This is a genomic window from Rhizobium sp. Root483D2 (genome assembly GCF_001426685.1).
Taxonomy (GTDB): Bacteria; Pseudomonadota; Alphaproteobacteria; order Rhizobiales; family Rhizobiaceae; genus Pararhizobium; species Pararhizobium qamdonense.
In genome coordinates, this window is record NZ_LMFB01000004.1 from 132,053 (window position 1) to 157,859 (window position 25,807).

The 25,807-nt window shown below is 57.0% G+C and carries 25 protein-coding genes and 1 pseudogene; 5 read left to right on the plus strand and 21 right to left on the minus strand.

The window, feature by feature from the left end:
• Positions 1–99 precede the first annotated feature (99 nt).
• From ASD32_RS03395 to ASD32_RS03410, 4 genes are all read right to left on the minus strand, one after another.
• Complete coding sequence (locus tag ASD32_RS03395; RefSeq protein ID WP_062601136.1) at positions 100–717, minus strand: thioredoxin domain-containing protein; 618 nt, start codon at positions 715–717, stop codon at positions 100–102.
• 63 nt (positions 718–780) lie between these two features.
• Positions 781–1,923 carry a TDT family transporter gene (locus tag ASD32_RS03400; RefSeq protein WP_060636488.1) on the minus strand — a complete coding sequence of 381 codons (1,143 nt, stop codon included), beginning with the start codon at positions 1,921–1,923 and terminating at the stop codon, positions 781–783.
• A 63-nt stretch (positions 1,924–1,986) separates the two neighbouring features.
• Positions 1,987–2,613, minus strand: coding sequence for a uracil-DNA glycosylase (locus tag ASD32_RS03405; RefSeq protein WP_060636489.1), 627 nt, complete (start codon positions 2,611–2,613; stop codon positions 1,987–1,989).
• The gene (locus tag ASD32_RS03410) at positions 2,613–3,497 is read right to left on the minus strand and encodes a LysR family transcriptional regulator (RefSeq protein WP_060636490.1); all 885 of its coding nucleotides are present in this window, start codon (positions 3,495–3,497) and stop codon (positions 2,613–2,615) included. Before ASD32_RS03410 ends, ASD32_RS03405 begins: the two co-directional genes overlap by 1 nt.
• Before the next feature lie 301 nt (positions 3,498–3,798).
• On the opposite strand from ASD32_RS03410, the gene ASD32_RS30450 reads away from it, so the two are divergent.
• Positions 3,799–4,077 (plus strand): hypothetical protein, encoded by a 279-nt coding sequence (locus ASD32_RS30450; protein WP_060636491.1) that lies wholly within the window; start codon positions 3,799–3,801, stop codon positions 4,075–4,077.
• On the opposite strand, the gene ASD32_RS03420 is transcribed toward ASD32_RS30450, so the two are convergent.
• Genes ASD32_RS03420 through ASD32_RS28845 form a run of 3 tightly spaced genes read right to left on the minus strand, consistent with a single transcriptional unit; the run spans position 4,074 to position 7,232 of the window.
• Positions 4,074–6,131 (minus strand): AAA family ATPase, encoded by a 2,058-nt coding sequence (locus ASD32_RS03420; RefSeq protein WP_060636492.1) that lies wholly within the window; start codon positions 6,129–6,131, stop codon positions 4,074–4,076. The genes ASD32_RS30450 and ASD32_RS03420 overlap by 4 nt on opposite strands.
• Positions 6,109–6,840 (minus strand): metallophosphoesterase, encoded by a 732-nt coding sequence (locus tag ASD32_RS03425; RefSeq protein WP_244490090.1) that lies wholly within the window; start codon positions 6,838–6,840, stop codon positions 6,109–6,111. The genes ASD32_RS03420 and ASD32_RS03425 overlap by 23 nt, the downstream gene beginning before the upstream one ends.
• Positions 6,841–6,893: 53 nt before the next feature.
• Complete coding sequence (locus tag ASD32_RS28845) at positions 6,894–7,232, minus strand: hypothetical protein (RefSeq protein WP_082506628.1); 339 nt, start codon at positions 7,230–7,232, stop codon at positions 6,894–6,896.
• A gap of 183 nt (positions 7,233–7,415) precedes the next feature.
• Between ASD32_RS28845 and ASD32_RS03430 the strand changes: the two genes are divergently transcribed.
• On the plus strand, positions 7,416–7,991 hold the full coding sequence (locus tag ASD32_RS03430; protein WP_162759500.1) for an XRE family transcriptional regulator: 576 nt from the start codon (positions 7,416–7,418) through the stop codon (positions 7,989–7,991).
• Positions 7,992–8,291: 300 nt separating this feature from the next.
• Here the strand turns inward: ASD32_RS03430 and ASD32_RS03435 are convergent, their stop codons facing one another.
• From ASD32_RS03435 to gmtY, 6 genes are read right to left on the minus strand one after another with little or no spacing between them, the layout of a single operon-like run.
• On the minus strand, positions 8,292–8,951 hold the full coding sequence (locus ASD32_RS03435; RefSeq protein ID WP_082506627.1) for a ribonuclease HII: 660 nt from the start codon (positions 8,949–8,951) through the stop codon (positions 8,292–8,294).
• Entirely contained in the window at positions 8,951–9,640 is a 690-nt protein-coding gene (gene gmtX / locus ASD32_RS03440) for a gamma-mobile-trio protein GmtX (protein ID WP_060636495.1), read from the minus strand. Before gmtX ends, ASD32_RS03435 begins: the two co-directional genes overlap by 1 nt.
• Complete coding sequence (locus tag ASD32_RS03445) at positions 9,640–11,793, minus strand: AAA family ATPase (protein ID WP_060636496.1); 2,154 nt, start codon at positions 11,791–11,793, stop codon at positions 9,640–9,642. The genes gmtX and ASD32_RS03445 overlap by 1 nt, the downstream gene beginning before the upstream one ends.
• Complete coding sequence (locus tag ASD32_RS03450) at positions 11,790–12,173, minus strand: DUF6262 family protein (protein ID WP_060636497.1); 384 nt, start codon at positions 12,171–12,173, stop codon at positions 11,790–11,792. The genes ASD32_RS03445 and ASD32_RS03450 overlap by 4 nt, the downstream gene beginning before the upstream one ends.
• Entirely contained in the window at positions 12,170–15,337 is a 3,168-nt protein-coding gene (locus ASD32_RS03455; protein WP_060636498.1) for a VPA1269 family protein, read from the minus strand. Before ASD32_RS03455 ends, ASD32_RS03450 begins: the two co-directional genes overlap by 4 nt.
• Positions 15,334–16,698: a gamma-mobile-trio recombinase GmtY gene (gene gmtY, locus ASD32_RS03460; protein ID WP_156379829.1), complete on the minus strand. Its 1,365-nt coding sequence runs from the start codon at positions 16,696–16,698 to the stop codon at positions 15,334–15,336. Before gmtY ends, ASD32_RS03455 begins: the two co-directional genes overlap by 4 nt.
• Positions 16,699–16,894: 196 nt before the next feature.
• On the opposite strand from gmtY, the pseudogene ASD32_RS03465 reads away from it, so the two are divergent.
• Both ASD32_RS03465 and ASD32_RS03470 read left to right on the plus strand, forming a co-directional pair.
• Positions 16,895–17,449, plus strand: a pseudogene (locus ASD32_RS03465) (ribonuclease HII); the annotation flags it as partial.
• A 192-nt stretch (positions 17,450–17,641) separates the two neighbouring features.
• Entirely contained in the window at positions 17,642–17,953 is a 312-nt protein-coding gene (locus tag ASD32_RS03470; protein WP_082546623.1) for a hypothetical protein, read from the plus strand.
• Positions 17,954–18,119: 166 nt separating this feature from the next.
• On the opposite strand, the gene ASD32_RS03475 is transcribed toward ASD32_RS03470, so the two are convergent.
• From ASD32_RS03475 to ASD32_RS03510, 8 genes are all read right to left on the minus strand, one after another.
• Positions 18,120–18,605 carry a F0F1 ATP synthase subunit B gene (locus ASD32_RS03475; RefSeq protein ID WP_200953555.1) on the minus strand — a complete coding sequence of 162 codons (486 nt, stop codon included), beginning with the start codon at positions 18,603–18,605 and terminating at the stop codon, positions 18,120–18,122.
• 16 nt (positions 18,606–18,621) lie between these two features.
• Complete coding sequence (locus tag ASD32_RS03480) at positions 18,622–19,230, minus strand: F0F1 ATP synthase subunit B (RefSeq protein ID WP_060636501.1); 609 nt, start codon at positions 19,228–19,230, stop codon at positions 18,622–18,624.
• Positions 19,231–19,303: 73 nt separating this feature from the next.
• A complete protein-coding gene (locus ASD32_RS03485) occupies positions 19,304–19,531 on the minus strand; it encodes a F0F1 ATP synthase subunit C (protein ID WP_056332699.1) in 228 nt (75 codons plus the stop codon).
• Between the two features lie 100 nt (positions 19,532–19,631).
• Positions 19,632–20,393: a F0F1 ATP synthase subunit A gene (locus tag ASD32_RS03490; protein ID WP_060636502.1), complete on the minus strand. Its 762-nt coding sequence runs from the start codon at positions 20,391–20,393 to the stop codon at positions 19,632–19,634.
• Between the two features lie 63 nt (positions 20,394–20,456).
• Entirely contained in the window at positions 20,457–20,822 is a 366-nt protein-coding gene (locus ASD32_RS03495) for an AtpZ/AtpI family protein (RefSeq protein WP_060636503.1), read from the minus strand.
• Positions 20,823–21,154: 332 nt separating this feature from the next.
• Complete coding sequence (locus ASD32_RS03500; protein ID WP_162252632.1) at positions 21,155–22,333, minus strand: cell wall hydrolase; 1,179 nt, start codon at positions 22,331–22,333, stop codon at positions 21,155–21,157.
• Positions 22,334–22,583: 250 nt separating this feature from the next.
• A complete protein-coding gene (locus ASD32_RS03505) occupies positions 22,584–24,485 on the minus strand; it encodes a potassium transporter Kup (protein WP_060636505.1) in 1,902 nt (633 codons plus the stop codon).
• Positions 24,486–24,502: 17 nt separating this feature from the next.
• Positions 24,503–25,480, minus strand: a complete 978-nt coding sequence (locus tag ASD32_RS03510) for a magnesium transporter CorA family protein (protein ID WP_060636506.1) — start codon at positions 25,478–25,480, stop codon at positions 24,503–24,505.
• 14 nt (positions 25,481–25,494) lie between these two features.
• Between ASD32_RS03510 and ASD32_RS29385 the strand changes: the two genes are divergently transcribed.
• Positions 25,495–25,800 (plus strand): hypothetical protein, encoded by a 306-nt coding sequence (locus ASD32_RS29385; protein ID WP_156383043.1) that lies wholly within the window; start codon positions 25,495–25,497, stop codon positions 25,798–25,800.
• The last annotated feature ends 7 nt before the right edge of the window (positions 25,801–25,807 follow it).

Consider the following 25,807-nt stretch of genomic DNA (forward strand, 5'->3'; position numbering starts at 1 on the left):
TAAGAACCCCTGGAGGCGGGATTCATTCCCACGTGACGGACAATCCGTGCTCACGTTCCCGTGACTGGGCTCCGGGTGCTCTGCATCGGGCCTTTCTGATCAGCCGGCTTGTGCGGCGGCGACAGCATCGGAGACCTCGTCGAAACTGCGCTTCACTTCGACCCGCTCGCCGTTGACAAAGAACGATGGCGTGCCGGCCACACCGAACTTCTGACTGGCCTCGGTCGTCACGGCATTGAGCTTGTCCAGATAAGCCTGATCGGCAACAGCGCGATCGAAGCCCGCCCGGTCGATGCCCATGCTAGCGGCGATCTCGCGCAGCACATCCTCGGCGTTTGAGGCCGAAGCAATCTCATCGGACTTCGACATAAAGGTCGATACCGTCTCATCGAATCTGTCCTGGCCCCGCGTATTCGCCAGCATGAAGATGACGGCATCCGCCGAATTTCGCACGAAGGGCCGGTAGGCGATCTTCAGCTTGCCTGGTGCCACATACGTCTCCTGCAGCTTCGGCAAGACTTTTTCATGGAAGTCGATGCAGTGACTGCAAGTCGGGGAGGAATAGACGACCAGCGTGACCGGGGCCGTCCTCACTCCAACGATACTGTCCTGGAACACAGCCGGATTCATCAAGCCCTGCACGGGGTCGGCCTTGGCGGACCCTACACATCCCAACGCAATGCCGCCGACGATCACGGCCATAATACGAAGCGTCATATCTTCTCCTGCTCGGTTCGAGAAAACACTCCGACATGGGCAGACGCCGGAGTGTTTCGATCATCAGTCTGCCTTGAGGCAGGGCGCGATAAAGAGCGAGCGGTCGAGTGCACCCTTGATCGTCTTGGCCGCAACCAGCAGCCACATGCAGGCAAGGGCAGTGACCAGAACCTCTCCGAAAACTGCGATGGCCGACATTGGCACCATCGTCGACAGACGAAGCGTGGCCACGGAAAACACGCCGAGCGGGAAGGTGTAGCCCCACCAGCCGATGTTGAAGGGCAGGCCCTCGCGAAGGTAGCGCAGGGTGATCAAGACGGCAGTGGCCAGCCACCAGATGCCGTAGCCCCACAGAAGTATCGCGCCCAGGAAACTGGCTCCGCCGAAGGCGGGAGCAACGCTGGCCAATCCATTGGCCGCGAGCACAGCGGGGCCGGTCTGGCTCATCACGAGAAGGCCGAGGGCTCCGGTTCCGATCGGGCCAAGCGCCAGCCAGCTCGAGGCGGCCATGTTGACATGCGGAAGCTTGTGGACGGCCATGCGCAGGAACAGGATGACCAAGACGCTCATGGCGAGCGGGACCGAACAGGCCCACAGAACCAGGCTGGTCATCAGCACCGTCAACTGTGTCTGGGCGTCGGCGATATGGGGCAGAAGCAGACCACCGCTGACGGCCGCCACCTCGCTGGCCACGATCGGCAGCAGCCAGACTGCGGTCATCTGGTCGATCGAATGCGACTGGCGGGTGAACATCATGAACGGTATGGCGAGGCCGCAGGCAAGCGACATCGAGACGTCAATCCACCACAGCGTCGTTGCGATTGCTACCGCCGTGTCGCCGATATGCGGGATGCCGTAAATCAGAAAGCCATTGATGATCGTGGCGAGGCCCATAGGGATGCAGCCGAAGAACATCGATACGACCGAATGGGAAAAGACCCGGCTTGCCTCATGGAAATAGAGCGTCCACCTTGCAGCGTAGAGCGCCGTGCAGGTGGCGAACAGCAGGATGTTGAACAGCCAGAGCGCCTGGCCCATGGCGAACAGCCACGAATGCCCCGGGAACTGGGCGAGAGCGACAGACAGGATGCCGGTGCCCATCGTGGTGGCGAACCAGTTCGGGGTAAAGTTGCGGATGATATTGCCCTGCATAGGCACATCTGCGACGTGTGTGATGGGCTTAGTGGTGGCAACAACCCGTTGCATGGCTTCTCTCCTGATTATTGAGGAGAAAATACGCGACCACGTCAATCAGTTCCAACGCATAGTTCAGGATGTTTCAATCGACATTTTCGATTGATTGAGGATTGCGGACAACGTTTCGAAGGCCTCATGCAGACGGTGACGCTGCGTTATCGAGGTATTGATCAGCGTCGGGCTCGGATGAGGCGACAGGATCACCTTGATACCGAAACTCTCGAGCAGTTCCATCGCTGCACTCGCCACCGATCCCGCGAGAATGGCAACCTCGACGTCCGGCAGCAGCGGTAAGAGGCCAGAAAATTTCTCCTTGCCGTCGCGCCGCTCGCTGGCCGTGATCGACGTTCTCGTCGCACGGACCCACGGGACCGCATTCCACAGAACGATGTTATCTCTCGATATGCCGGTCTCAGCCAGCGCCTGTCGCAGGTTCTTCGCCGTGCCGGTCGGGTTATCGATTGAGACGAAGCGGCGGTGGCATTCGACCTCACTTGGCCCGGGTGTCTCGAGGAGGATCAGCAGTCTCGCGTGGACGCCGCCATCGAATGGATCGAAGTTCGGCACATCCCGGCCGGATGCAAGCTGAAGGCGGTCTCGGTAGTCATTCAGTGCTCGCGTATGCGGTCTGTCGAGTGCGGCCAACCGCTCGTCGCGACGGTGCTCGTGCCAGAGTGTCTCAGGCCCGCGATAGGTCATCAGACCTGCTCTGATAGCAGAGTCTCAAACGCATCGGCTGCCTTCGAGCGATATCGTTCCTTGTGCCGGATCAGGAAGAACGGACGTGGAAGCGGAGGATGGTTGGCCTCGACCAGCATGTTGCTGTTGAGTTCTGTCTGGGCGGCACTTCGCGAGGTCAGCGTTACCCCCATGCCCGCTTCGACTGCGCCGAGCACAGCCTCATTCCCCGGCAGAACAATCGCAACATCTAAGGCCTGAAGCTTCAGCTTCTCTTTGGCCATCATCGCCTCGAAGGCGAGACGCGTGCCCGACCCGGGTTCGCGCAGCACCCATGTCGCATCTGCAAAATCCGCCTTGCCCAGCTTTTTGCCTTTGGCCCAGGGATGGGTTGGTGAAACAACGATGATCATCTCGTCCGTGGCGATCACGCGTGAGGACAAGGTCGAGCGATCTATCACGCCCTCGGCCAAACCGAGCTCGACCCGCCCAGTCTCGACAGCATCCGCCACCGCCTCCGTATTGCCGATTGAGACATCAAGACCGAGACCCGGATAATACGCATGAAACCTCGCAAGCCGTGACGGCAGCCAATAGGCACCGACGGTCTGGCTGGCCATGACCGACAGATCACCGCGTAACAAACCCGTCAAATCCTTGAGCGCGGTTTCGGCCGCCTTCGCCTCCGCGAGCACCTGAAGCGCGTGTTCGCGAAAGATCGTTCCCGCCTGGTTGAGAACGATCGAGCGTCCGATCCTGTCGAACAGCGCTACGCCATGACGTTCCTCCAGCGCGATAATTGCCGCACTGACGGCCGACTGCGTCATGTGCATCGCCTTGGCGGCTTTGGTGATGTGCTGATGGCGGGCGACTTCGGCGAAGATGCGCAACTGGTCTAGGGTCATGGGGATCGCAGTCTTGAATTCGTCCAGTCCAACAATCGAATTTTCCGAATGTTCGGTATGACTTTAAGCGATGCAAGTGATGTTGCACAGTGCTGCTGAATGGCAATCGAGGGGGCATCGGTTCCTGTAATTTTGCCACTTCCCACCCCAGATGCCCGTCCTAAAAAACACCTAACGGATTACACGATAAGTCGGACCCGAGATGACCGCTATTGGCGCATTCTTACCATCAATGTCGTAGCGACATTTTTCGAAATGCCCAATCAACCTTGGTCAATGTGCGAGGAAAACACCGCTTACCGTGTTAATCGCCTTTTTCGCGCATCGCGAATTCGGTGAAAATATGGCTTGGGCCGCCGAAGCGCCCCTTGGCGACGAGGGCATCGAGCGCGCGCTCGCAATTCGAACTTCATCCGTTGTTTTGTTACGCGTGGCTTGGAGCGGGATGTTTTGGAACGCGGTTTCCACCCTACTTCATCAAGACCTGATCCACACGGAGGCGCGCCGTCATCTTGGCAGCCAATTCTCAGTCTTTCGTCCTTTTGACAAGGCAATATCTCCTGTCAGTCTTGCGGACTAGATCACGCCCCAGCGTCTCAGCGCTGCACCTACCTCCTTGCGAATGTCGTCCGCATGAACACTGAGCAACGCCCCCCAGGCAACTCGAACCGTGTCGTCCGGCCGATCGGCTTCCGATCCCAAGGCATCTATCCGCGCCGGGTGGGCCTTCAGGACATTTTGCACCTCAGTGACGTTCATAACTCGTGTCGCTACCAACGTTTTGGCGACTGCGTTGAGGGCATCATTCCTGAGGTCCAGAATAGTCTTTGCCCTCTTAGATTCTGTATCAAGAAGTGCGGTGACCGCCTTGCGAAGCCCGATGTCACCGGCACGCAGCCGTGCGAGATCGCGGTCGTCTACCAGATCGATCGCAAGTGTCCCTCCCATCCCGTAACACCCTTCGATCCTGGTCGCGAGCGCCGTGGCTCGAGCTAGGTCCGATCGCGGATCGCCCCCCATCTCAGTGAACTCGCCGAAAATCAAGGATTCCGATCCAAGACCTGCGAGATACATGCATATCTGATCGAGATAGTAAGATCGCGTATTGCTCGAGAACATTGGCGTTCTGAACGCCGCGCCGCCGAGGCTATCCACACCGGTCGCCAAGACCTTGTCGTTGATCGTTATGCCTTCAAGCTCCATTTTGAGTTCGAGACCGACGATCGCATGTCCCGCTTCATGATACGCGGCGCGCAGCATGTGCTCTGCAGGAAGGTCTACAAGTGGAGACGCGATCGAGGCTACATGTCCAAACTCAAATGGTTTTCCTTGGCGACGCGCAGTTCGACGACCATTGCGAACAAGTTGCGCCAGGTCAGCACCGGACATGCCCGTTGTCGAATGCGCGAACCCGTCCTCGTGATCGTCGGGCACAGGTAAGCCGGCATGGAACTGGAATATCTGCCGACGAGTAGCTGCGTCGGGAAGCGGTATGACAAAATGCTTGTCAAGACGTCCTGGGCGCAGGATCGCGGGATCAATATATTCCGGATGATTCGTTGCCCCGACGACCACGATGCCACTGCGGCGATCGAAGCCGTCGAGCAACTCCAGAAGTGCGTTGATAACCTGCCGTGTGTAGTCGGCGTTATGGCTATTGTTCATTGCCCGGCTGCCAACCGCGTCGAGTTCGTCGATGAAGAGCAACGCCGTCCCTTGTGATCGCGCCTCGCTGAAGCTCTCGCGCATAGCCCGCAACATATCGTTTAGGTAGCCATTGGCTTGCCACTGCGCCGCCGTCGATACGACGATCGGGATGCCGCAGGTTCTTGCGAGCGCTTCAGCGAAGAGCGTCTTGCCTGTCCCAGGAGGCCCGGAAATAAGGGCACCGACATCCACGTCGCTCCAAGGTATCAGGCCGGCCTTAAAGTCGTCGAGGTCGCGAGCAAGCTCAAGACCCCATTCCTTTGCCTCGCCGAGCCCAGTGAGGTCGGCCAGTGTCGGTCCAGTGGACGCCGGCGTGGCCTCCACTTGTGTACGATTTACTGACTCTCTCAGCCGGCGCAGGGCCGTTTTGACTGGGCGATTGGGTTGAAATGCATATACGAGCCGCGTCCATGTCTCCGACCTGATCATCTCCTCATCAGACGATGTAATCGCATGTCCGTATCGACGGAATGTCGCTATGATCTGATGCGACGTCGGCGTCGGGATCACCGCAATGACGTCTGCAAACAACCTCAGCTCCTCGTCTACGTCATCCAGGCTTGAACAAACCAGAATGCTTTTGCCCGCCTCAGCGGCACGACGCTGGATTTCCAATTCTGTCAGTCGGTCTCGTGTGGTGTTTTTCAGCGAACGAACGAATGGTTCAGTGTATCCATGTTGATCAAAAACCTGACGAAGGTAGAGGCGGCTGGCGGAGACGAAACTATCGACGGCGTCGGCAGCTTGCACCACGACGATGGCAAGGTTCGGTGATCCGGCGCCCGCGTGATGTCGTAGCGCGGCGACCACCTGGCAATAGGCCAGGTGGATCGGCACGGTTAGGTCGGACAGGTCGGCCGTGTTGTCCGGGGTCCACAAAGACCGACCTCGCATTCGTAGGACTTTACGCTTGGGCGAGTTCGGCAAGATCAATCACCAGGCTAGGATTGAAGGTTTTCCGCGATGGCTCGTCGGGATAGCCAAGCGGATTGCACACCACCCGTGTCCTTCCGATCCGGTAGTCGCTAGGGGAATGGATGTGACCATGCACCCACAGCAGCGGCTCATACTCAAGTATTCGGCGCTCGAACCGCGATGCAAAAGATGGCGTCAGACCATCTCGTAGAAACTGCCGCGGTACTGACATTAGACTCGGCGCATGATGGCTGACTATGACGGTCGGCGACTTTGGCTGCGACAGGTACACGTTGTCGATATCTACAGCAGCCACTCGGTGCAGGTGCTGGCTTTCCTGTGGTGTGAATTTTCTAAACGGGGTCTTTGAGAGCTTGATACGTTTGTAATCGTTCAACTCTTCCCGAGCGATGGCCATGGCCAGTCTCGGCTCGTCATACAAATCGAAGTCGGTCCATAGCGTCGCGCCGATGAAGCGATAGCCATCGATCAGCACGGCGTCTCCGTTTAGGATGAACAGGTTATCGCAGTTCTCCGCCAGACGATATCCGGCTGCCAATCCTTCCTTGATCGACCCGCGATAGTATTCATGATTTCCGGGAACGAAGAGGACCGGCATGAAGGGAGCGACATAATCGCGTAAAAACAGGAGGCTCGCAGTCACTCCGCCGTCAAAGATGTCGCCAGCACATAAGCAAACGTCCGCTTCGGGAATTGCCATCAATGGGAAGTTCGGGTCCATCTCGAGATGGAGATCGGAGAAAACCCAAGCTCTCATAGCGACCTCGGATAACGATGTTCCCAGTAATTCGGTGCCGCTTGATTGCCCAAGTCATACCAGCGCGAAAAAGTTCGAGCGATGTTGCGGCCGGGATCGAGGTAGTACAGTTCACTTGAGAAAAGCGGTTGGCCGTCAGCGATTGTGGGATGTGAAGTGGGCAGGCCGATAAGGCATGGAACAACTCGTCTAGCTACAGTCCACTGGTCAATACGTACTGGCGGTATGGTTTTCGAAATTGCCGATTGCTCCAAGTCGTCAGCTAACTTTCTTAGCCCCTCGATCAGTTGAACTCTTGTCATGCCAAACCAAGCGACTGATGAAGCGTCACTCATGTAAACTCTCCGGTTTAATACCCCTTGAACCGGGCCAACGATTCAGTTGCCGGTTTTTTATAGGCCGTCATGCCCGAATCAGCGACCGCGCCTATCCTGCATGACGTCCCCTTTCGACGTCATAAACACCTCTACAGTGATTCTATGACGTATTAAAAGACTTCATAGTAAAGAAAATTGACATTGGTTTCGGAAACCGGCCTTACGGTTTTCATGACGACACTTCTATCCGCCGACGCCCTGAGAGTCGCCCGTACGCTTGCTGGACTAAGCCAGCGAGAGGTGGCCTCGCAGGTTGCTATCACTCAGAAAGCGGTATGGATTGCTGAGAATACAGATCAACTCGCAAAGCCGACGAATGCTAAACTCCGAACGTATTACGAGACCTTGGGTATAGAATTTCTTGGTACGATTGATCTGAGGGCAGGCTTAACGACTGGGCTTGGAGCCCGCTGGCGAACACCATACCGGTTGCCTGTTGAACATTCAGAAGCCACGGACTATCATACCGAGCGAACCGGCATAGCGTTCGTGGCCGCAAGAGCCTTGCTCAACAGAAAGCAATCCGAGATCGCCAACGACTCGGGTATGGCTGAACGTAAAATTGGCCAGCTTGAGGCAGGATTATCTGCCGATCAGGAATCATCGCTCCGACTGCGATCGTTTTACGAGCGAGAGCGCATCGCGTTTCTCGGTTGGGGAGATGTAACTTCTGGGCTCTACTATGGCGTCGGTGTGAAATGGCAGGGAAGCAATTGACGCCGAACGAGAATTGCGGGGTGAAGTTCCTACGATCGGATACACGTACTGCTCTCAGCAGTTGGCTAAACCTCGTATAAACTACGGAGTCCGCCTATGGCGGACGCATTTTATTGATGTCCTCGCCCCTATCAATCAGCCTGCCATGACACCGATCCATGTCAATGGCCAAGGCCATTCCCCTTCGGTGACATAAATCGCCTTACATGGCCTGCTTGGCGTATCGGGACGGGGAACATCGGTGGCTTCGAACGTTCGATCCTCCGGAAGGATCGAACAGGGAACATCAACTATTAAGAATCAAGCGCTCTCGATAGCCTTTATCCCGCCTACCAAAATCTCACTCGTCGCCTGAAAGTCGAACGAGTACTGAGCGACTGGAGCATAAGAGCGACGGTGGTGCGCAGTGGCACCGTAATCTTTGATCGCTCCGAGATGATGCTTTGTCCCGTAACCCGCATTGCGCTCCCACGCATATGCCGGATACCTTGTAGCCAGCCTCGCCATGAGGCCATCCCGCACCGTCTTTGCGATGATAGACGCCGCCGCGATTTGGGGGACTATACTATCTCCCCTCACAACGGCGGTGCAATTCCCCGTTAAACCGGGTGGCACATCGATCCCATCAATCATTATCGGTGCATCGATCCGCAGTTTCACAACCGCTCGCCGCATCGCATCCAACGTCGCGTTCCGAATGTTCAGAGCATCGATCACGGCGACAGAATTGGCCGCAATTGCGATCACACAGTTCTTCCTTATCTGCGCGGTGAGCTCTAGCCGTTTAACAACGGACAGGTTCTTGCTGTCGTCGAGTGCGCTCAATAGCTTGCGCGGGATAACTTGCGGCTCAAACCACACCGCTGCGACCACCACAGGGCCCGAGAGCGCTCCTCTTCCGACCTCATCACAACCGATGACCACAGGGTATTTCGATCTGTCTCGTGCGGTGAAAGGCATCAGGTCTTAAACTTCTCAGATAGCTTCGTAAGCGCCTGCCCAAAACCAGGCGGAGCGACTTCGAAACTCTCGTTGTAAAGGAGTGCGCCTGAAGTCTCGTCGATGTTGCAGTGTATATCAATCAAATTTTCGCGAAACTGTTTCACCGCTTCGATCTCGATCTCGGTGAAGCCTACGAGTTCGCCTTCGCTACCGAAGTCGCTGGCCGGGGCACCGGCGCTAAGTAGCTTGACTGGCTCGAGTCTTTGGAATTCTGCATGCAACAGATCGAGCCGTCGCTTTAGACTACGATTTTCATTGAGTATCCATCGTACTTGAGCGGCAATCCGTAAATCCTCAATCCCATAAACAAAATTCTCGTCGTCACTTGTCTTTCCAGACTTTTTAGCACCGCTCAGGGTAACGTAAGTGTGGATGAGCTCCCTGAAGTCCTTTCCTTCGACATTTCTGATTGACTGGGCCTTCGGCACATCGAAGCCAAGTTCCTTGAGTGATCGCGCAATCGCGGCAACAGACGTTGCGTCCGACCCGACCGAAAGAAGATGCCGGAGGGTGCTGTACAGGTTACGGAGAGAGTTAAGCCGACGCGTGTTGTCGGTACGCGACACAAATTCATTATAAATCTCGTCGAGAGCGTCGCGTTTTTGCGCATCCAGCGGCACCTCGATTTCTGGTTTCCCCTTCACCATCAGTTCATCTCCTTCATCGAATTTAGGTGATGTCGAAGACCGACTTGCCGCCGATATGACATTGGGGGCGACGTAACGGCGTTCTCGAATACGGATCGATCGCCAATCAAGAAAACCTGCTTCTGCCCTCGACTTACCGCCGTTAGCAGCAACGTTCGATCCATCAGCCTAGACTGCGTGACAGGAACAATGACACGTTCGAATTGGCTGCCCTGGCTTTTGTGGCATGTAATCGCGTAAGCTAGGTCTATATTCTGAAGGTACTCTCGCGGGATCGTAATTTTTCGCCCACTGAAATCCGCCTCGAGCTCGCGCTCTTGTGTCTCACCCATGACAGTGCCGAGATCGCCATTCATGATGCCAATGTCGTAGTCGTTGCGTGTGGCTATAATCGGCTCCCCCATAAAGAACCTTCCGCAAAGGGGCATTTTTCCCCTCCCTGCTAAAGCCTGTAGTTGCCGATTGAATTCGAATATGCCTCCTACCCCACGTTTGACGGAGCCGATAATCTGCGCTTTGCCGATGCCACCCAATCGGCCGAGCGTGTCCATGACGTGATCAATAACCTCTTCTGGTTTGGCATTGATGAAGGTGACCCCTTCCCTATCATTCCATCCAGCGAGAAGTTCCGGCCGCCGCCCGGAGCGAATGGCCGCACAGACTTGCGGAATCCCGCTTTCAGCACTTTGCCGCATCACTGTTTTGAGTTCAGTTTTAGGAATGCTCGGATCATCGGCGAGCACGTGGAATGTCAGACCGAATCCAATGGGTGGCAGTTGTCCGGTGTCGCCTACCAGCAGCAGTCGGACACCTGGTTTAAATTGGGACGTCAACCGGTAGAGCGTTGCGAGATCGATCATCGAGCTCTCATCTAGGATCAGCAAGACGCCGTCGCCCAAATCAATCTCGCCTCGACCCACCTGGATCAAGAGCCCTGCGATCGTGAAAGCTGGACGGCCCGTGGCCTCCCTCATGCGCTGTGTCGCACGGCCAGATAACGCAGCCTGATGCACCACAATATCCATCTTTTCCGCGACTTGGTGAATGGCTTTGAGGACCGTAGTCTTACCAACCCCTGGGCCGCCGACCAGCAACGAGGCACGGTGTAAGAGTGCGGCGTGGACTGAAAGTCGCTGTTCCACGTTGAGAACATATCCCTCAGAATGTTCGAACTCGTCGAGATCAGCCTCGATCTCGCTGTCCGTCAGTTGGCGTCGAAAGCTGAGTTGAGGCGCTTGGAATTTGCCCCCGGCCATGGCCGATACTCGATCGGCGCAGAAGCGCTCCATGATATCGCAACCAGCTAAAGCATAGCCATCACCGACAGGAACGATTGCGCCAATACTGACAGCATCGACTACAGCAGTTCTTGCTACAGTAACATGGCTCTTCAGAAGACCTTTCGCGATTTTGACGAGCTCGTCCCCGGACGTCCATGTGTGATTGATTTGGAGCCGTTTTATCAGCGCGGCCTCGATCGCCCCGACACAACGCCGTTTATCATCTACACTGATCCCTATACGTTGAGCAGCTTGATCTACGGAATCCCAATTGGCGAACGCGAGCATACGATAGGGGTCACGCTGAAGATGCCAAACCGCGGCGCCAAATGATTTGGCTTCCTCTATAGACGCAGATGGCACTGGAAGGTCACTGTAGATGGCGATTATCTTTTCAGCGAGCGTAGGCGACAAATCGAGTGACGTAAGCCAGCGATAAGTATTTGCCTCTCCGTCGATAGCAAGCCATCCGGACACGAGCACCTCCGCGAGGTCAATACCCACAGCAGGTACAAACGGTGACGGATCACCAGCATCGAGCAGGTCATAGGTTCCGTGGGCATGTAGGTCCCAAAGCCGCTGAGCTTTCGCAATGCCGATACCCGGGAAGGCTTTGTGTCCGCTCAACGTCTGAATCAAGAGGCGTCCGGTGGGGCGTTTGGGCGCGGCCGCCCGGACGTAGACCTGACGCCCGTAAGAGGCGTGGACGCGCCAAGCGCCGGTTATTTCCCAGGTCTCACCGATGATGGGCGCGCGCCCAAGCACGCGCATTTCGTCTATAAAGCGGGTAGCTTTGCCGTCAATGGTCTGTCCCGAAAACACAATCGGCGGCTCAGATCGCAGAACATCAGTAATCACCACCGACTGGGTCATCTGGGAAGCAATCCGGTCGACGCGAGGTGGCTATCAATGTGTTCGTACCTCTGAAGTCGTTTCCGAAGCTCATGCACCTCGACGCGCGCCGCTATGAGTTGGTTCTCGAGTTGCAGGATACGTTGTGATGCCCATGCAGGAATTTCTGTCTGCGAGTTTTTGACCTGCGATGGCATTGAAAGGCCTTTAGTCTGCACGGCGCTCGCTATTTTTTCTTGCGCCTCTGGTCGATACAAAAATTGTCGATCAACCCCTGCAACAAGTGCCAGTGCCGAAAGGTTTACCTTGCCACCGCGACCAGGTATGTTTTCGCAAGAATCCAACCAACCTTGTAGCTTGGCTAAGTTCTGCAAACCGACCTCTTGCGTCGATAGGGTCATCCCGCCACCCTTTTTTCATAGCCGATAGCGGCAACATCGCCACCGTCCACACGCTGTTGAATGAACTCCTCGAACTGAGGGGCAATGCCGAGATCGTCCAATGCTAGGCGACCCGCAAGGACGTCTTCAAGTCTTGGGCTCCCAATCATGGAGCGCAATAGGTTGGCGGCCTCGTTACCGATCACGATCATCTGTTGATCGGTAAGCGTTGCAAACACAGATGGGCGGCCGTTCCGCTTGAACATCACATCAAACATCCGCGCCCTGCGGATTGCAGGTAGACGAGCATCGACGTTTGGGTAGAAGGTCGATGACTGACAAATACGATCCCACATTTCGAACTCGGTCGACTCCTCAAGAGAGATACTCAGGTCGCGGAGCTGGCCATTCAGGACGAGCGTGTTCTTACCGTTGTCGTTTGCGTGGGTTTCTATAATTTTCTCGATCTTTTGAATTAGCCTGAGCTGACTGACCCATGTCTGTGAGAAGATATCCAGCTTTGATTGGGTCGATTGCACTGCCTCATCCACCGTTGTCAGCTCAGCCGAAACCTTCCGATCCGTAGGGAGCGTACCGTGCTCGGCAATGATCGCCCGCCGTCTGGTTTGATTCTCCTCCAGAAATCCAAAGAGCTCACGGATTTGGCCACCAGTTTGGTTAAATGCAGCAACTAATCCGCCGAGAAATGCGGGGCCCGTCACGAAATAACGGCACAACGCACAGTTCTTCGATCCACCAGGTACGGGCGCGTAAACCTTTTTTCCCTCGTTAAGAAGTGGCCCGCCGACGTTGCATAAGGTGGCGCCGTTAGGACAAATCCCGCCAGCCATTGGAGACCAGAGAGAAGACTGGGTCGACTGTGCAGCGCGCAAGCCCTCATCACTATTGTACGCGGCGATCTCATGAATGAGCTCAGTAGGTTGGTTTTTCAGGAAGGCGGCCCAGTTTTGGCTCTCGTTTGTGCTCATCTCCTCTAAAGCGCTATCAAGCACCCTCGTGATCTCCGCAGCGCCTGGCTTATGATAATACAAGGTCATCAAGATCGTTGCGTGCCCGGCGACAAATTCGCTCAGGATGTGAATTGGTACACCGGCATCGATAAACGCAGTCAGTCCCGACACCCGAAGCGAGTGCATGTCGAAAATTGGAGTTTTCGGCACGCCGCTAGCCTTGTGCCTTCTGATGAGCTGTATCTTGCTACCGTCGCTATTCGTTTGCCCGGCCTCCTCAAGCCGTCGCTCGAGTTCGGCAATAAGCAATGCCCAGAAGCCGTGCAACCTGCCTTCGGTCGGAGGTTCATGTGGGAAGTCACGGTCAGCCGCGTCTCGAAAGAGGAAGTGCAGCCCATAAAGTCGCTTTGCGAGGTCCGCCGACACCACCAGCTTCTTATCGCTTTTGAGGTCGGCGCGAGATATGGCCCTCACGATGGGATTGTATCTCACCTGCCAGTCACGCAGCCTGCAGAACAGTTGAATAACGTCCGCGTTCTCCCATGGGATTTCGTAGCCATTCTCAGTGAAGAGCTCCTCTCGATCTTGTGTTTTGTTTGTCGTAATGAAGAGGCCGTTGAATGTGCGCCCGCTGTGGTGGTCCCATATACGGCGTATGAAGCCCAACTCTCGTTGGCCGGTCTTATCCGTAGGTGCCAGCGATCCGGTGTTAGGCTGCCAACCCTGTTCGGTTGACCATATCTCAGGATCACCTTCACCGCTGTCAAGCAGGCGCGTTTGAAGTGCCCGGATCGGCAGCAGTAGCCTCAGTAGGATGAACTCCGCCCGAACCGGACTCCAGACGCGTGTACGTTGCCCCGTCTTGGGGTCGGTGTATTCGAGGTAGTCGGACCTAATGGTTTTAGGCCACGCATAGTCGTCGCCCTCAATGATCTCGCGGATCATACGAAGGAATCGAAGCGGTATTGCATCGCGATCAGTCTGGCCCTTTGATGTAGCCTGCGGCGGAAGGTCGTCGATATCAATCGGATTCGCATACTCCCGGTAGGGAATGCCGTCCTCGTCCGAACCATATGTCGAGATCACCCAATCAAAGAACCTGGCTATGTTTCGAAGTGATCCAGACGCTCTGCGTTCGGAAATGTTACGAGTTTCCTCTTGGAAAGAACCAATTGAAACTGCGGCGGTATAGTCCCGCCGACAATAACGAAGGGGCTCGTCGGGAACATCTTGGGTGGCGATCACATAATCCAACACTAGGTTCAAATGCGAGATTTCGTACCGAAGACCCACGCGGTTTGGGAGCGACGCCACATAGTCTGCAAGTTGCTCTCGCCACTTCTCCACCCGCGAGCTGCCGCGACCGATTGCCCAACGAAACTCAGCGCTTGAGCGATCCTCCCCTTTCTGTCTGATGAATATTTCGCGATAAGACTGAGGTAGGGCTAACTCCGCTTCGCGGTTGCCGTGGTAGACCATTCTTTGGCGCGCATGGACTTGATCGGTTATGCCGTAAACGAGTGTTTGATGGTTGAGTTTCAGCGCAAAAGGTTCAAACAGTTTGAGAACGGCATAGTCGTAATCGCCGATTTCAAATGGTTTCGAGCACGCAAGGATGAACCGCAGCATGGCTCTGCCTTGGCCCGGATGTTTAAGAGGCAAAGTCAGACTGGTCATCACCTCGGCCATGTCGCCGAAATGTAGTTCAGAGATTTCTATGGCTCTTCCCAGCGGGATGTCTGACTCCCTAAATGCCCAGACCTGTGACGCAGGAAACGCGATGAGCCGATGCTTCCACAGAATGAACAGGAATTCGATAAAACGTAGCGATGAGACCTTAAATCCTTTCTCCTTTCTAGGAAGGACAGACACTCTGCGCATCTCGAGGAGGAAGGCTTCAAGCAACGGTAAGGCGCTGGTACCTTCGTCCGTTTCGAGTATCTCATTGATCAGATCGACAACTTGTTCACTGTATCCCTGCTTCGTTGGGTCGGGATTGCTAAGGGCAGTTTTCCCAAGCGAATAGGATTTCGCAGTCAGGCTGGCCACATGTTCGCGCCAAGTCACCGATGCGGATCGGATCGATTCAGAGTTCCATGTTGGAAGAACGCAATAGCGCGTCGAATCGTTTACGAAGATGTAGTTACTGGTAATCTTGGAGAGAACCCGTGACGGATTTGCGTGCCAGTTCTCTGTGTGCTCGACATCTATCATGCTGCAATCAGCCGGTTGAAGCCATCGTATTTTTCTCTCTCAGCGATCGCAATCCGCCCCGCTTCCAGAGCGACGTTTACCTCTGATGCATCGGGAAGCGTGTAGACACCCTGCGAGACGACGGATTTGTGGTGCATGCAGACCTGTGTAATCTTGTCCGAAATGCCGGCACACTCCAACGAGTGGCCATATGCATGCCGGAATCCATGTGACGATGTACCTTCTTCTTTGTTCACCCTAACCCCGATGCGATCCATCGCCGCAGCATGGTTGTCGTAGTAAGCCGACAAGGTATACATTGACCCTTTGCGCTTGCTGTTGCTCAGGTTGACCAGCAAGTAGGGATGATCAAGATTAGTGGGTAAAACCTCTCGAACGTACGCTTGATAAAGTTTCCAGAACAACAGGCCCCAATACGTTGGAAACCAACGAACGACCGCATAATAGTGCGGTGCGCCGACATCGAGCATCAATTCTTTCCATCCCGCCGCCTTTTTGTCGGTTCGCTGGTTACGGGGCTGGAGCCCATACCTTTCTCGCAGAAACTCCGTTCTCGTCGTATGGACGATTTCACCTGTCAGAGGGCTCATATAGCTGAACCGGCCTAACTCGGGATGATAAAGCCGCACCTCAGCTGAACCGGGAACCGATTTGCTTTCAAGCACGTCCGTTACGAAGAGGTGGAAAGGTTCGCTTGCGCGCAGTCCTCCGTACCTTTGCAAGATGCAGATCATCATGTCTCTGAGATGATAGCGATCAGAGAGACGCTTGCCTTTTCCAGCTTTTTTGTATCCTGACGACAAGAGGGCATCGAACGCCTCCGGCGGAAACCGCGGAGGCGCACGGTCGCTGACCTTTGGCGAATCAGGAGACACGACTGCTCTTGCCCGAGTGGCCTGTTTTCTTGCAACTTTAGAAACGCCAAGATGTTTTAGGAGCGAGTTCTGATTACGGATGTCGAGCTTCCGGTATGCAGCTAGCCGTTGTTGAAACGTATTTTCGACTATTGGGTTAAGAGCCTCAGCGCCGTACTTTCTGGCGCAAAAGTCAGAAAACACGTTAACGAAAGAAATGGTTTCAGAAACCCGCGACCAGCTCGCTGGAGGCCAGAAGAGACCGGAAGGGTCGTCTCCATCGTCCGCTACAGTGCCGGATAGAAGTGCCTGCACAAAATCGCTAAGGTAAGTGATTGGCGGGTCCGGACGATTAGCATCACGGACGGCATACAAGTAATCATATAGACAGCCAATTGCTCGACAGGCCTTTGTTTGCCAAGCCAGGCTCTTGTTTCGGTTCGCTTCCGTCAGAAAAAATTCTAACAGGGGGCACAGTGGACCGCCATCCGTCACAAGGATGCGCATGCCTCCGTGCCTACCGTGCGTGGGAAGAGTGACCGCATCATGAAATCTGGGAGTGATCAGCTTTCTCATTCAAACCCTCAATCGTATAAAACGTATAATGGTAAGCTGTGCAAAAAGGCTCACACTTATCCACTAATTGCAAGGCCTTTTTGCAATTTTTTTGAGGGTAATCGTATAGACACCTAACTGGTAATAAGGGCCACTCGCCGGTCCGGTCGTTGCCGCCGCCGTCATCCTCGATCCCGACAATATCCCCGAAGGCTTGAACGACAGCAAGCAGCTGTCGATTGCCCGCCGCGAGGAACTGTTCGATCTTATCCTCGCCTCTTCCATCGTCTCCATCGCCTCGTCCGGTGCCGGCCGGATCGACGGTACGGATATCCGCAAGGCGAGCCTGGATGCGATGCGCCGGGCGGTGCATGGCCTGTCCACCGCGCCTGCCCTGGTGCTCGCCGACGGCCGCGACATTCCGCCCGGCCTTGCCTGTCTCGGCAAGGCCGTCGTCAAGGGCGATGCCCGCTCGCTGTCAATTGCGGCGGCCTCGATCATTGCCAAAGTGTCACGCGACCGGATGATGACCCGCGCCCATCTGGTGTTCCCGGCCTATGGGTTTTCCACCCATGCCGGCTATGCCACGCAGCGCCACCGCAATGCCATCGACGATCACGGCCCCTGCCCGCTGCATAGAATGAGCTTCAGGCCGCTGCGCCAGGACGGCGTTGACATGCCGGACGAGGAACTGCAGGGCTGACGCTTGGGGAGATGCGGGCTGTATCCTGGAACATCCGCCCGTGCCAAACGTTTTTCCCATCGTCATTGACGTCAAAGACACAGGAGCGGTTTTTCTTGTGTGCGGCGTGCCCCAGGTAACAAACAGCCGGGCGGACGGGTTATAGAACGAGGAACGGCATGCACCCGCGATTCCCTTGAAAGGTTTTACACCGTGTTTTTTGGCTTGATCTTCCTTGCTGCGACGGCAGCGGCCAGCGCTCCCGCTGCACAGGAGCCGACCGCGGACGCCTTGCAATCGGATCTGCAGACGGCCTATAGCTGCCAGGATATTGACGGCCGCAAGGTTTGGAAAGGCGGGCTTGCCTATTATATCCAGTCCTACGTCTATGATGATGGGACGCCCGATGATGCCGGCAATATGGCGACCGACGCGGTCCTGCCCGAAGACAACAGCGCCGAGACCATGCAGGAATTCGAACAGGCCTGCCTGACCATGGCGCCGACGGCAAGCACCAGCAATTAGAGCCTCTGACTTTCAGGTTAACTGGCTTGAGGCCACGTGGCGTTGCCGGGGTGTGTCCAAGCGCGCGCCGCTGGTGCGCGAGCCGATGCCAGTCCTCGAAGCCCTCCGGCAGACATAAAAAAGGCCGGCGCGAGCCAGCCTTTTCAAATCCCGATCATGCGGTTGCTTAATTCAGGCGTGTCTTCACGTCGCTGATTGCCTTGGAAAACAGGGCGGCCTGGGTTGCGGCATCCGATTTTGCCGTGATGACGCTTTCGGCGGCGGCAATGGCGATATCGACGGCCGTGGCGCGAACCGAGTTGATGGCGTCGGTTTCGGCCTGCTTGATCTTCTGTTCCGACAAGGCCGTGCGGCGGGCGACGAATTCGTCGGTCTTCTGCTTGGCTTCGGCGGTCAGCATTTCAGCTTCGCGTTCGGCAGCGGCAACGATGTTGGCGGCTTCCGCTTCGGCTTCCTTGCGCTTGCGCTGGTATTCGACGAGCAGGGCCTGGGCTTCGGCGCGCAGGCGCTTGGCTTCGGCCAGTTCGTTGGTGATGCGGCCGGCGCGCTCGTCGAGCGATTTGGCCAGCATGCCCGGAACCTTGAGATAGACGATGAGCGCGAGGAAAAGCACCAAGCCGACTGTGGCCCAGAATGTGGCCAGTGAGGTCAAATCCATGATGCTCTCCTTACTTCGCCGATGCTTTGACCGCAGATGCGATCTCAGCCTTCGATACCTTGCCGCCGATCAACTGCTCGACGACGGCTGTCGCAGTGTCCTCGGCGATCGCGCCAACGTCGGCCAGGGCCTTCGTCTTGATATCGGCGATACGCGCTTCGGCAGCGGAAATCTTGTTGTTCAGGCTCTCTTCGACCGCGGTGCGATCGGCAGCAGCCTTTGCCTTTGCAGCTTCGCGCGCAGTCGATGCGATCGCGTTGCCCTTGGCTTTTGCGGCGGCCAGTTCCTGCTCATAGGCAGCAATGGCGGCGTCGGCCTCTGCCTTCGAGCGGGCTGCATCATCGAGGTCACGTGCGATCGTGTCGTTACGCGTTTCGAGAATGCCACCGATGCGCGGCATGACGACCTTCGACATCAGAAGGTAGAAAAGACCGAATGTGATCGCCAGCCACAGAAGCTGCGATGCAAATGTCGACGTATCGAAGGGCGGGAACACTCCCGAGCCATGTCCGCCTTCTTGGGCTACACCGGTTTCGGTGTGGACCTCGCCGGCAGCGGCGTCGTGGGTCACTGCGCCTTCGGTGGTGGTTGACTGGGCGTATGCCGCGGTCACAAACATGCTCACCTCCAGGTGCACTCAGAAAAGATGCGGGCCGCGACGTTGAAACCGCGGCCCTGCCTTCAAGCCGGTCTTAGACGGCGAAAAGGAGAAGCAGAGCTACGAGCAGCGAGAAGATGCCCAGAGCTTCCGTAACGGCGAAGCCGAATACGAGACGGCCGAACTGGCTGTCTGCTGCCGACGGGTTGCGCAGGGCGCCCGACAGGTAGCTACCGAAAATGTTGCCGAGGCCAAGAGCCGTGCCGGCCATACCGAGGCAAGCGAGACCTGCGCCGATGTACTTTGCTGCTTCCGCTTCCATGATTTTCTCCTTCGAAATGGTTGTTGCGGCTAACTTGGGCACTCCCACCGGTCAGGACCGAAGAACGATCCGGAGCGGGAAAGCCCCACGACTTTATTCCTTAGTGGCCACCCGGATGCACTGCGTCGTTGAGGTACATGCACGTCAGCACCGCAAAGACATAGGCCTGGAGGAAGGATACGAGGAATTCGAGACCCGTAAGGGCCACGGTCATGATGAGCGGAAGGATCGCACCACCAATGCCCAGCGCGCCGAGGGTTCCGAGCGAGGCGACGAAGCCTGCGAACACTTTCAGCGTGATATGGCCGGCCAGCATGTTCGCGAAGAGACGAACCGAAAGGCTGATCGGACGGGACAGGAAGGAGATCACTTCGATTGCAATAACCAAAGGCAGAAGGATACCGGGTACGCCAGAGGGCACGAACACATTGAGGAAGCCAAGGCCGTGCTTATAGAAACCGTAGAACAGGACAGTGCCGATGACGAAGAGCGCAAGCGCGAAGGTCACGACGATCTGGCTGGTAACGGTGAAAAAGTAGGGAACCATGCCGAGCATGTTTGCCGTCAGGATGAACATGAACAGCGAAAACACCATCGGGAAGAATTTCATGCCGTGGGAGCCTGCACCTTCGCGCAGCATCGAGGCGATGAATTCATAGGAGATTTCGGAGACGGACTGCATGCGGCCGGGAACCAGGCTGCGCGTCGACGTCGTGAAGTAGAGGAAACCGGTGGCAACGGCGAGCGTCGCGACCATGAACAGCGATGCATTGGTGAAAGAGAGATCAATACCGCCAATTTCGATCGGAATGATCTTGTTGACCACAAACTGGTGTACCGGATCTACCTTATCGCCTGCCACAGCCGCTCTTCCTCGTTACTCACCGCCAAGGGGCGGATATTTCAACCTGCGATGACAGCGCGTCTACGCGTCGTCGCTCTTGTTCTTGATGCCCTTGCCCAGCGTATCTGCCGGATGAGGCGCTGCCACCATGCCCGCCGAACGCAGGACATTCAGCACACCGGCACAAAAACCAAGCAGGAGAAGCACAATCATCCCCCACGGCCCTGTACCCGCAAAATGGTCCAAAAGATAGCCCAGAAGTGCACCGACAATGATCGCCGCCACAAATTCGCTCGAAAGCTTGATCGCGACCTGATAGCCCTTGCGGTTCTGCGCAGCGCGCGCTTCATCCGCAGCGTATTTCGGATCGTCCTTGCGCTTTTCAGACAATTCCGAACCGAGGCGTTTCAGCCGATCTTCCAGACCCTCTTTCCGGTTATCCGTCATGTGGCACTCCGCCTTTTGCTGCCTCTCATGGTGATAAACCATAAGCCTGGTCACACAAAGGCCGGATTTGAAGCCACCGTTCGGCCCGTTCTGAAGTCGGCCGCAACATAGTTTTCGGGGCCTGCATAGTCAAGGCACCAAACGGCCTTGTTAGGCCACAATATTATTTAATAAAAACATTATGTTACGCGATAAGCGTGCCGGTCTGGCGGGATTTTCGGGGAATCACCGGAGGCTTTGCCGGACCGTGACGGAAATAAGTCAGTCCGTCTGCTGCCCCCCAGCCTAAGTGAGTAGCCCAAGTAAGCAGGCCAAGTGATCAGGCTAGGCGATCAGCTCCATCCGCCGCCATAGGTGCGGTAGAAGATGTGCTTGCCGATCTTGGAGACCCGCTTCATCGTCGGACCCCAGTCCGGCTTCACATAGGTGGCGTGATAGTGCGTCGCGGAGCCGACTTCGGGAAACCAGATCTTGCCTGCGGTCACCGCAAGAGCAATTTCCTTGGCAGTTGCCCAAGCCGAGCGCGACCAGACGATATCGGGGATGCGGTCGCAGGCAAACGAGAACTGGCAACGGTTGTACCAGTTCTTGTTTTGATAGACGACGCCGCAGATGGTCGAGGGATAGGCGGGATTGCGGACGCGGTTGAGAATGACCTGGGCGACGGCCGCCTGGCCTTTCAGCGTTTCACCGCGCGATTCGAAATAGATGCCCGATGTCAGGCATTTCTGTTCAGCCTCGGAAAAAACCGAGGCCGGCAGCGGATTGGCAGCCCAGGCGTGATCCTCTGGCGCGATGTCGGGAATGAAGCGGCCGCCGGTCTTGTCTTCGCGCAGGATCGAATCAAATGGCGACTGGCGGGCATAATCCGGCTCGGCCGGTGCATAGGCGGTAGCAAGGATATCGGCCGACGCATTGGTCACGAGGCTCGCCAGCATCGGCGACATGGTTGCATCTGCCTTGGGCGCCTTCTTCTTGTAGAAGGCCGTGGCGATCTTGATTTCCTTGCCTTGGATCTGCGACTTCGAAAACACCATGCGTTCTGCCGCATCAAACAGGGGGTCGGTCAGCGAACTCGTGCGCTGCAGGATCGAGCCTGCGGTAAAATCCTTCGGCGGTGTCACCGGTGCGACGGCGATGATGCGGCCCTTCTTGTCCTTGCGGTTCACCCGGTCCTCGTCGGTACGCGGATCGGCCAGTTTCTGGCCGGCGGTGAGCGAGACCTTGCCGCCACCCGGCATGTCGATCCCTGCCCCGTCGCCGATCGCGCCGGTGATCACCGGATCGCTGAAGACCATCTCGACCTCGTGCAGCGAGCCTGCCGGCGAGCGGGTCATGTGCATGCGCCAGCGTTCGCCACCGCGATTGATGCCGGAGAGAAAGGTTGCAAGATCGGAATGAGCGACCACCGTGGGGAACCCGACGAGCAGGCCGATACCCAGCATCAGCGGGGCAGTCCAGCGCGCGGATGGCAAACCGGACGGAAAACGCAGCACTTTACCCTTACGCACCAACCGTACTCCACGCACTGACAGACGCGGGTTTCCATCCGGCAAAAATACCCGGACCGTCTTTTCCCGCGGAAGTGAATCGGACAAGCGGTGACGTCGCATTCAATGGCGCGTTTACCGCTTCAACTGCCCTGACAATGAAGCATTAACCTTGATGGTTGGTTAATAAGGCCGTCCCGGAATGGGTGGCTGGAACGAAAAACGCCCCCCGGCCGCACGGCGCAGGAGGCGCTTGTCGCTATAAGCGCAATCAAATGATGACGTGCGAGCCCAGTTCCACCACGCGGTTGGTCGGCAGGCGGAAATAGTCCGAGGGGTCGATGGCGGCATTGGCAAGGCCGATGAACAGGCGGTCCTGCCAGTGCGGCATGCCCGATTGCGCATCCGGCACCAGCTTCCGCCGTCCCAGATAGAAGGAGGTCGACATGATGTCGAACTTCAGGCCGGTCTTGCGGAAGAGGCCGAGCGCCTGCGAGACGTTCTGGGTCTCCATATAGCCGAAGCGCATTTCCAGGAGGCTGAAACGTTCCGACAGGCTGCTGGCCGTGACGCGCTGGTCCTTGGGAACGATCGGCGTGTTCAGCGTGCGGATCGTCAGGATGAAGTTTTGCGCGTGCAGCACGTGATTGTGCTTGATGTTGTGCAACAGCGCGGCCGGCGTCGATTCCGGATCGCTGGTGAGGAAGATCGCCGTTCCCGGCACGGAAACCGGGGCATGCTCGCTCTTGCGCTCGATCGACTTGACGAAGGAGGCCAGCGGGATATCGGTGTGCCGGGTCTTGTCATGCAGGATCTTGGTGCCGCGCCGCCACGTCCACATGATGACGATGATCGCTGCGGCAATCAGCACCGGCACATAGCCGCCATCGTGGATCTTCAGCATATTTGCGCCGAAGAAGATCATTTCGAGCATCAGCAATGGAAGAAGCGTCGCAATCGCCAGATAGAGCGGCCAGCGCCAGCGCACCCGTACGAACTCATAGGCCAGGAACGTATCGACCACCATCGCGCCGGTAACCGAGATGCCATAGGCGGTGGCCAGCGATTCGGACGAGCCGAAGACGAAGACCAGAAGCATGACGCCAAACATCAGGAGCATGTTGACATTGGGCAGGTAGATCTGGCCGGTCTGGGTCTCCGAGGTATGGAAAATCGCCATGCGCGGCAGGAAGCCAAGATGGATCGCCTGGCGCGTCAGTGAGAAGGCGCCGGTGATGACGGCCTGGGCGGCGATGATCGTGGCGCAGGTGGCCAGGATGACGACCGGCAGCAGCGCCCATTCCGGGAACATCAGGTAGAAGGGATCGGACATCGCCTCGGGATGCTTGAGAACGAGAGCCCCCTGCCCCAGATAATTGAGCGCGAGTGCCGGAAAGACGAGGCCGATCCAGGCCCACTGGATGGGCTTGCGGCCGAAATGGCCGAGGTCCGCATAGAGCGCCTCCGCACCGGTGACGGTCAGGAACACGGCGCCGAGCACGACGATCCCGACATAACCGGCGTGAATGAGGAAATGCACGGCATAATAGGGATTGAAGGCGGCCAGGATGCCGTAGTCATCGGTAATGTGGCTGACGCCGGCAACCGCCAGAACGATGAACCACACGGCCATGATCGGGCCGAAGAATTTCGAGACCGCCGCCGTGCCGCGCGATTGCACGGCAAAGAGCAGAAGCAGGATCACCACCGAGATCGGCACCACATAGGGCGAGAGCGTCGGCGTCACCAGCTTCAAACCTTCGACGGCCGAGAGAACCGACAAAGCCGGCGCGATGATCGCATCGCCGATGAACAGGGCGGCGCCGGCGATCCCGAGGAAAAACAGACGGTTGGCGCGCTTGCTGGAATATTTCATCAACAGCGCCAGCAGCGACAGCGTGCCGCCCTCGCCATTGTTGTCGGCGCGCAGCAGGAACAGCACGTATTTCAAGGTGACGATGATCGTCAGCGTCCAGATCATCAGCGAGATCAGGCCGATGATTTCCAGACGCGTCACGCCGTCAGCGGAGACCGGGCGCAGCGCTTCACGGAACGCGTAAAGCGGGCTGGTGCCGATATCGCCATAGACAACGCCGATCGAGCCAAGGGAGAGAGCCAGAAGCTTCCGTATTTCCTTGTCGCGCGTCCCGGGTTGAGCTGCAGAATGAGACATCTGAATATTTCGGGCTCCTAGAGCCAGCCTTTCCAGCGAAAGAAGTAGTAGGGGACGATGGCCGAAATCACCATGCCGATCACGGCCATGGGATAACCGAAGGTCCATTTCAATTCGGGCATGATCTCGAAGTTCATGCCGTAGAGCGAAGCGACGAGCGTCGGCGGCAGGAAGACGACGGCCGCAATCGAGAAAATCTTGATGATGGCGTTCTGTTCGACATTGATCAGGCCGAGCGACGCATCGAGCAGGAAGGTGATGTTTCCGGAGATGAAGGACGCATGCTCCGACAGCGACTGGATGTCGCGCGAAATTGTCCGACAGAGTTCCTTGGTCTCCCTGTTCTCCTGAACCGAGGGGACCGTGTAGAGAAATGTCAGCACGCGCGACAGCGAGGCGAGACTGTCACGGGTCTTGGCCACCAGCCGGTGATGCGACGCCACGTCCATCAGCTTGGCTTCGAGATAATGCGGCGGGCGGCGCTTGCCGACCGGCCGGTCGCCGAACACCTGCAGCGACAGGCCGTCGATGCGGGCAACCGCAATCTCGAGGATTTCGGCGGTGCGATCGACGATGGTTTCAAACAGCCGCGTCGCCAGAACCGTTCCGGTGGCGCAACCGCCGGGAATGCGGTGCATGGCGGCGGTGAACAGGGCGAACGCTTTCGGCTCGTCATAGCGGATGGTGATCAGCCGTCCCTTGCTCAAAACGAAGGCGACATCGGCCAGTTCCGGATGGCCGCTTTCGGCCTTGCAGACGAGCGACGCCGTCATGAAAACGGCGTCCTTGGCAGTGTAGAGACGGCTGGACGGTTCAATGTCCTTCAGGTCGTCGCGGGTCGGCACGTCGATGCCGAGAAGACCTTCAAGCAGAAGGTCCTCGGCCTTGTCCGGGCGCAGCATGTCGATCCAGACCACATCGGCCGGCAGGGACGCAGGCGGCTGCGCCGCGCTGATGACCACGGCTTCACCATTGTCGCGATAGGCAGTGATCATACGTGCGGCCTTATATGCGCAGCATCGGCGCGGGCGCTCGTTTCCTGCGCATCGCATGGACGGCGAAGGCTGACAGAAACCGGACCATGGCGAGCCGGAACCAGCCGGCCGGAGAAGTTAAAAGCTGCGCGCGGCAGATCCATATGGAAACTCTCGTCGTTTACGACAAACCCTCAAACGGTCATCACAGTCATGCGGAGCCCGACGGAGGGCAGCACCGCTGGTGCAGCCTTGCGGATGCGGGGAGGCATATGGAACAAGGCACGCTCAAAATCAATGCGGAAATTGGCAAAGCGCCACAATGCCGCCCAAAGACTTAACGACGCT

What these genes read in the sequence shown, in the direction of transcription:
- ASD32_RS03405 (WP_060636489.1), bottom strand. Translation starts at nt 2,613, where the DNA reads ATGACCTATCGCGGGCCTGAGACACTCTGGCACGAGCACCGTCGCGAC.
- gmtY (WP_156379829.1), bottom strand. Translation starts at nt 16,698, where the DNA reads ATGCGCATCCTTGTGACGGATGGCGGTCCACTGTGCCCCCTGTTAGAA.
- ASD32_RS03410 (WP_060636490.1), bottom strand. Translation starts at nt 3,497, where the DNA reads ATGACCCTAGACCAGTTGCGCATCTTCGCCGAAGTCGCCCGCCATCAG.
- ASD32_RS03445 (WP_060636496.1), bottom strand. Translation starts at nt 11,793, where the DNA reads ATGACCCAGTCGGTGGTGATTACTGATGTTCTGCGATCTGAGCCGCCG.
- ASD32_RS29385 (WP_156383043.1), top strand. Translation starts at nt 25,495, where the DNA reads ATGCGCAGCATCGGCGCGGGCGCTCGTTTCCTGCGCATCGCATGGACG.
- ASD32_RS03400 (WP_060636488.1), bottom strand. Translation starts at nt 1,923, where the DNA reads ATGCAACGGGTTGTTGCCACCACTAAGCCCATCACACACGTCGCAGAT.
- ASD32_RS03450 (WP_060636497.1), bottom strand. Translation starts at nt 12,173, where the DNA reads ATGACCCTATCGACGCAAGAGGTCGGTTTGCAGAACTTAGCCAAGCTA.
- ASD32_RS03485 (WP_056332699.1), bottom strand. Translation starts at nt 19,531, where the DNA reads ATGGAAGCGGAAGCAGCAAAGTACATCGGCGCAGGTCTCGCTTGCCTC.
- ASD32_RS03435 (WP_082506627.1), bottom strand. Translation starts at nt 8,951, where the DNA reads ATGCCTTTCACCGCACGAGACAGATCGAAATACCCTGTGGTCATCGGT.
- ASD32_RS03510 (WP_060636506.1), bottom strand. Translation starts at nt 25,480, where the DNA reads ATGATCACTGCCTATCGCGACAATGGTGAAGCCGTGGTCATCAGCGCG.
- ASD32_RS03395 (WP_062601136.1), bottom strand. Translation starts at nt 717, where the DNA reads ATGACGCTTCGTATTATGGCCGTGATCGTCGGCGGCATTGCGTTGGGA.
- ASD32_RS03480 (WP_060636501.1), bottom strand. Translation starts at nt 19,230, where the DNA reads ATGTTTGTGACCGCGGCATACGCCCAGTCAACCACCACCGAAGGCGCA.
- ASD32_RS03495 (WP_060636503.1), bottom strand. Translation starts at nt 20,822, where the DNA reads ATGACGGATAACCGGAAAGAGGGTCTGGAAGATCGGCTGAAACGCCTC.
- gmtX (WP_060636495.1), bottom strand. Translation starts at nt 9,640, where the DNA reads ATGGTGAAGGGGAAACCAGAAATCGAGGTGCCGCTGGATGCGCAAAAA.
- ASD32_RS03455 (WP_060636498.1), bottom strand. Translation starts at nt 15,337, where the DNA reads ATGATAGATGTCGAGCACACAGAGAACTGGCACGCAAATCCGTCACGG.
- ASD32_RS28845 (WP_082506628.1), bottom strand. Translation starts at nt 7,232, where the DNA reads ATGAGTGACGCTTCATCAGTCGCTTGGTTTGGCATGACAAGAGTTCAA.
- ASD32_RS03425 (WP_244490090.1), bottom strand. Translation starts at nt 6,840, where the DNA reads ATGGCAATTCCCGAAGCGGACGTTTGCTTATGTGCTGGCGACATCTTT.
- ASD32_RS03505 (WP_060636505.1), bottom strand. Translation starts at nt 24,485, where the DNA reads ATGTCTCATTCTGCAGCTCAACCCGGGACGCGCGACAAGGAAATACGG.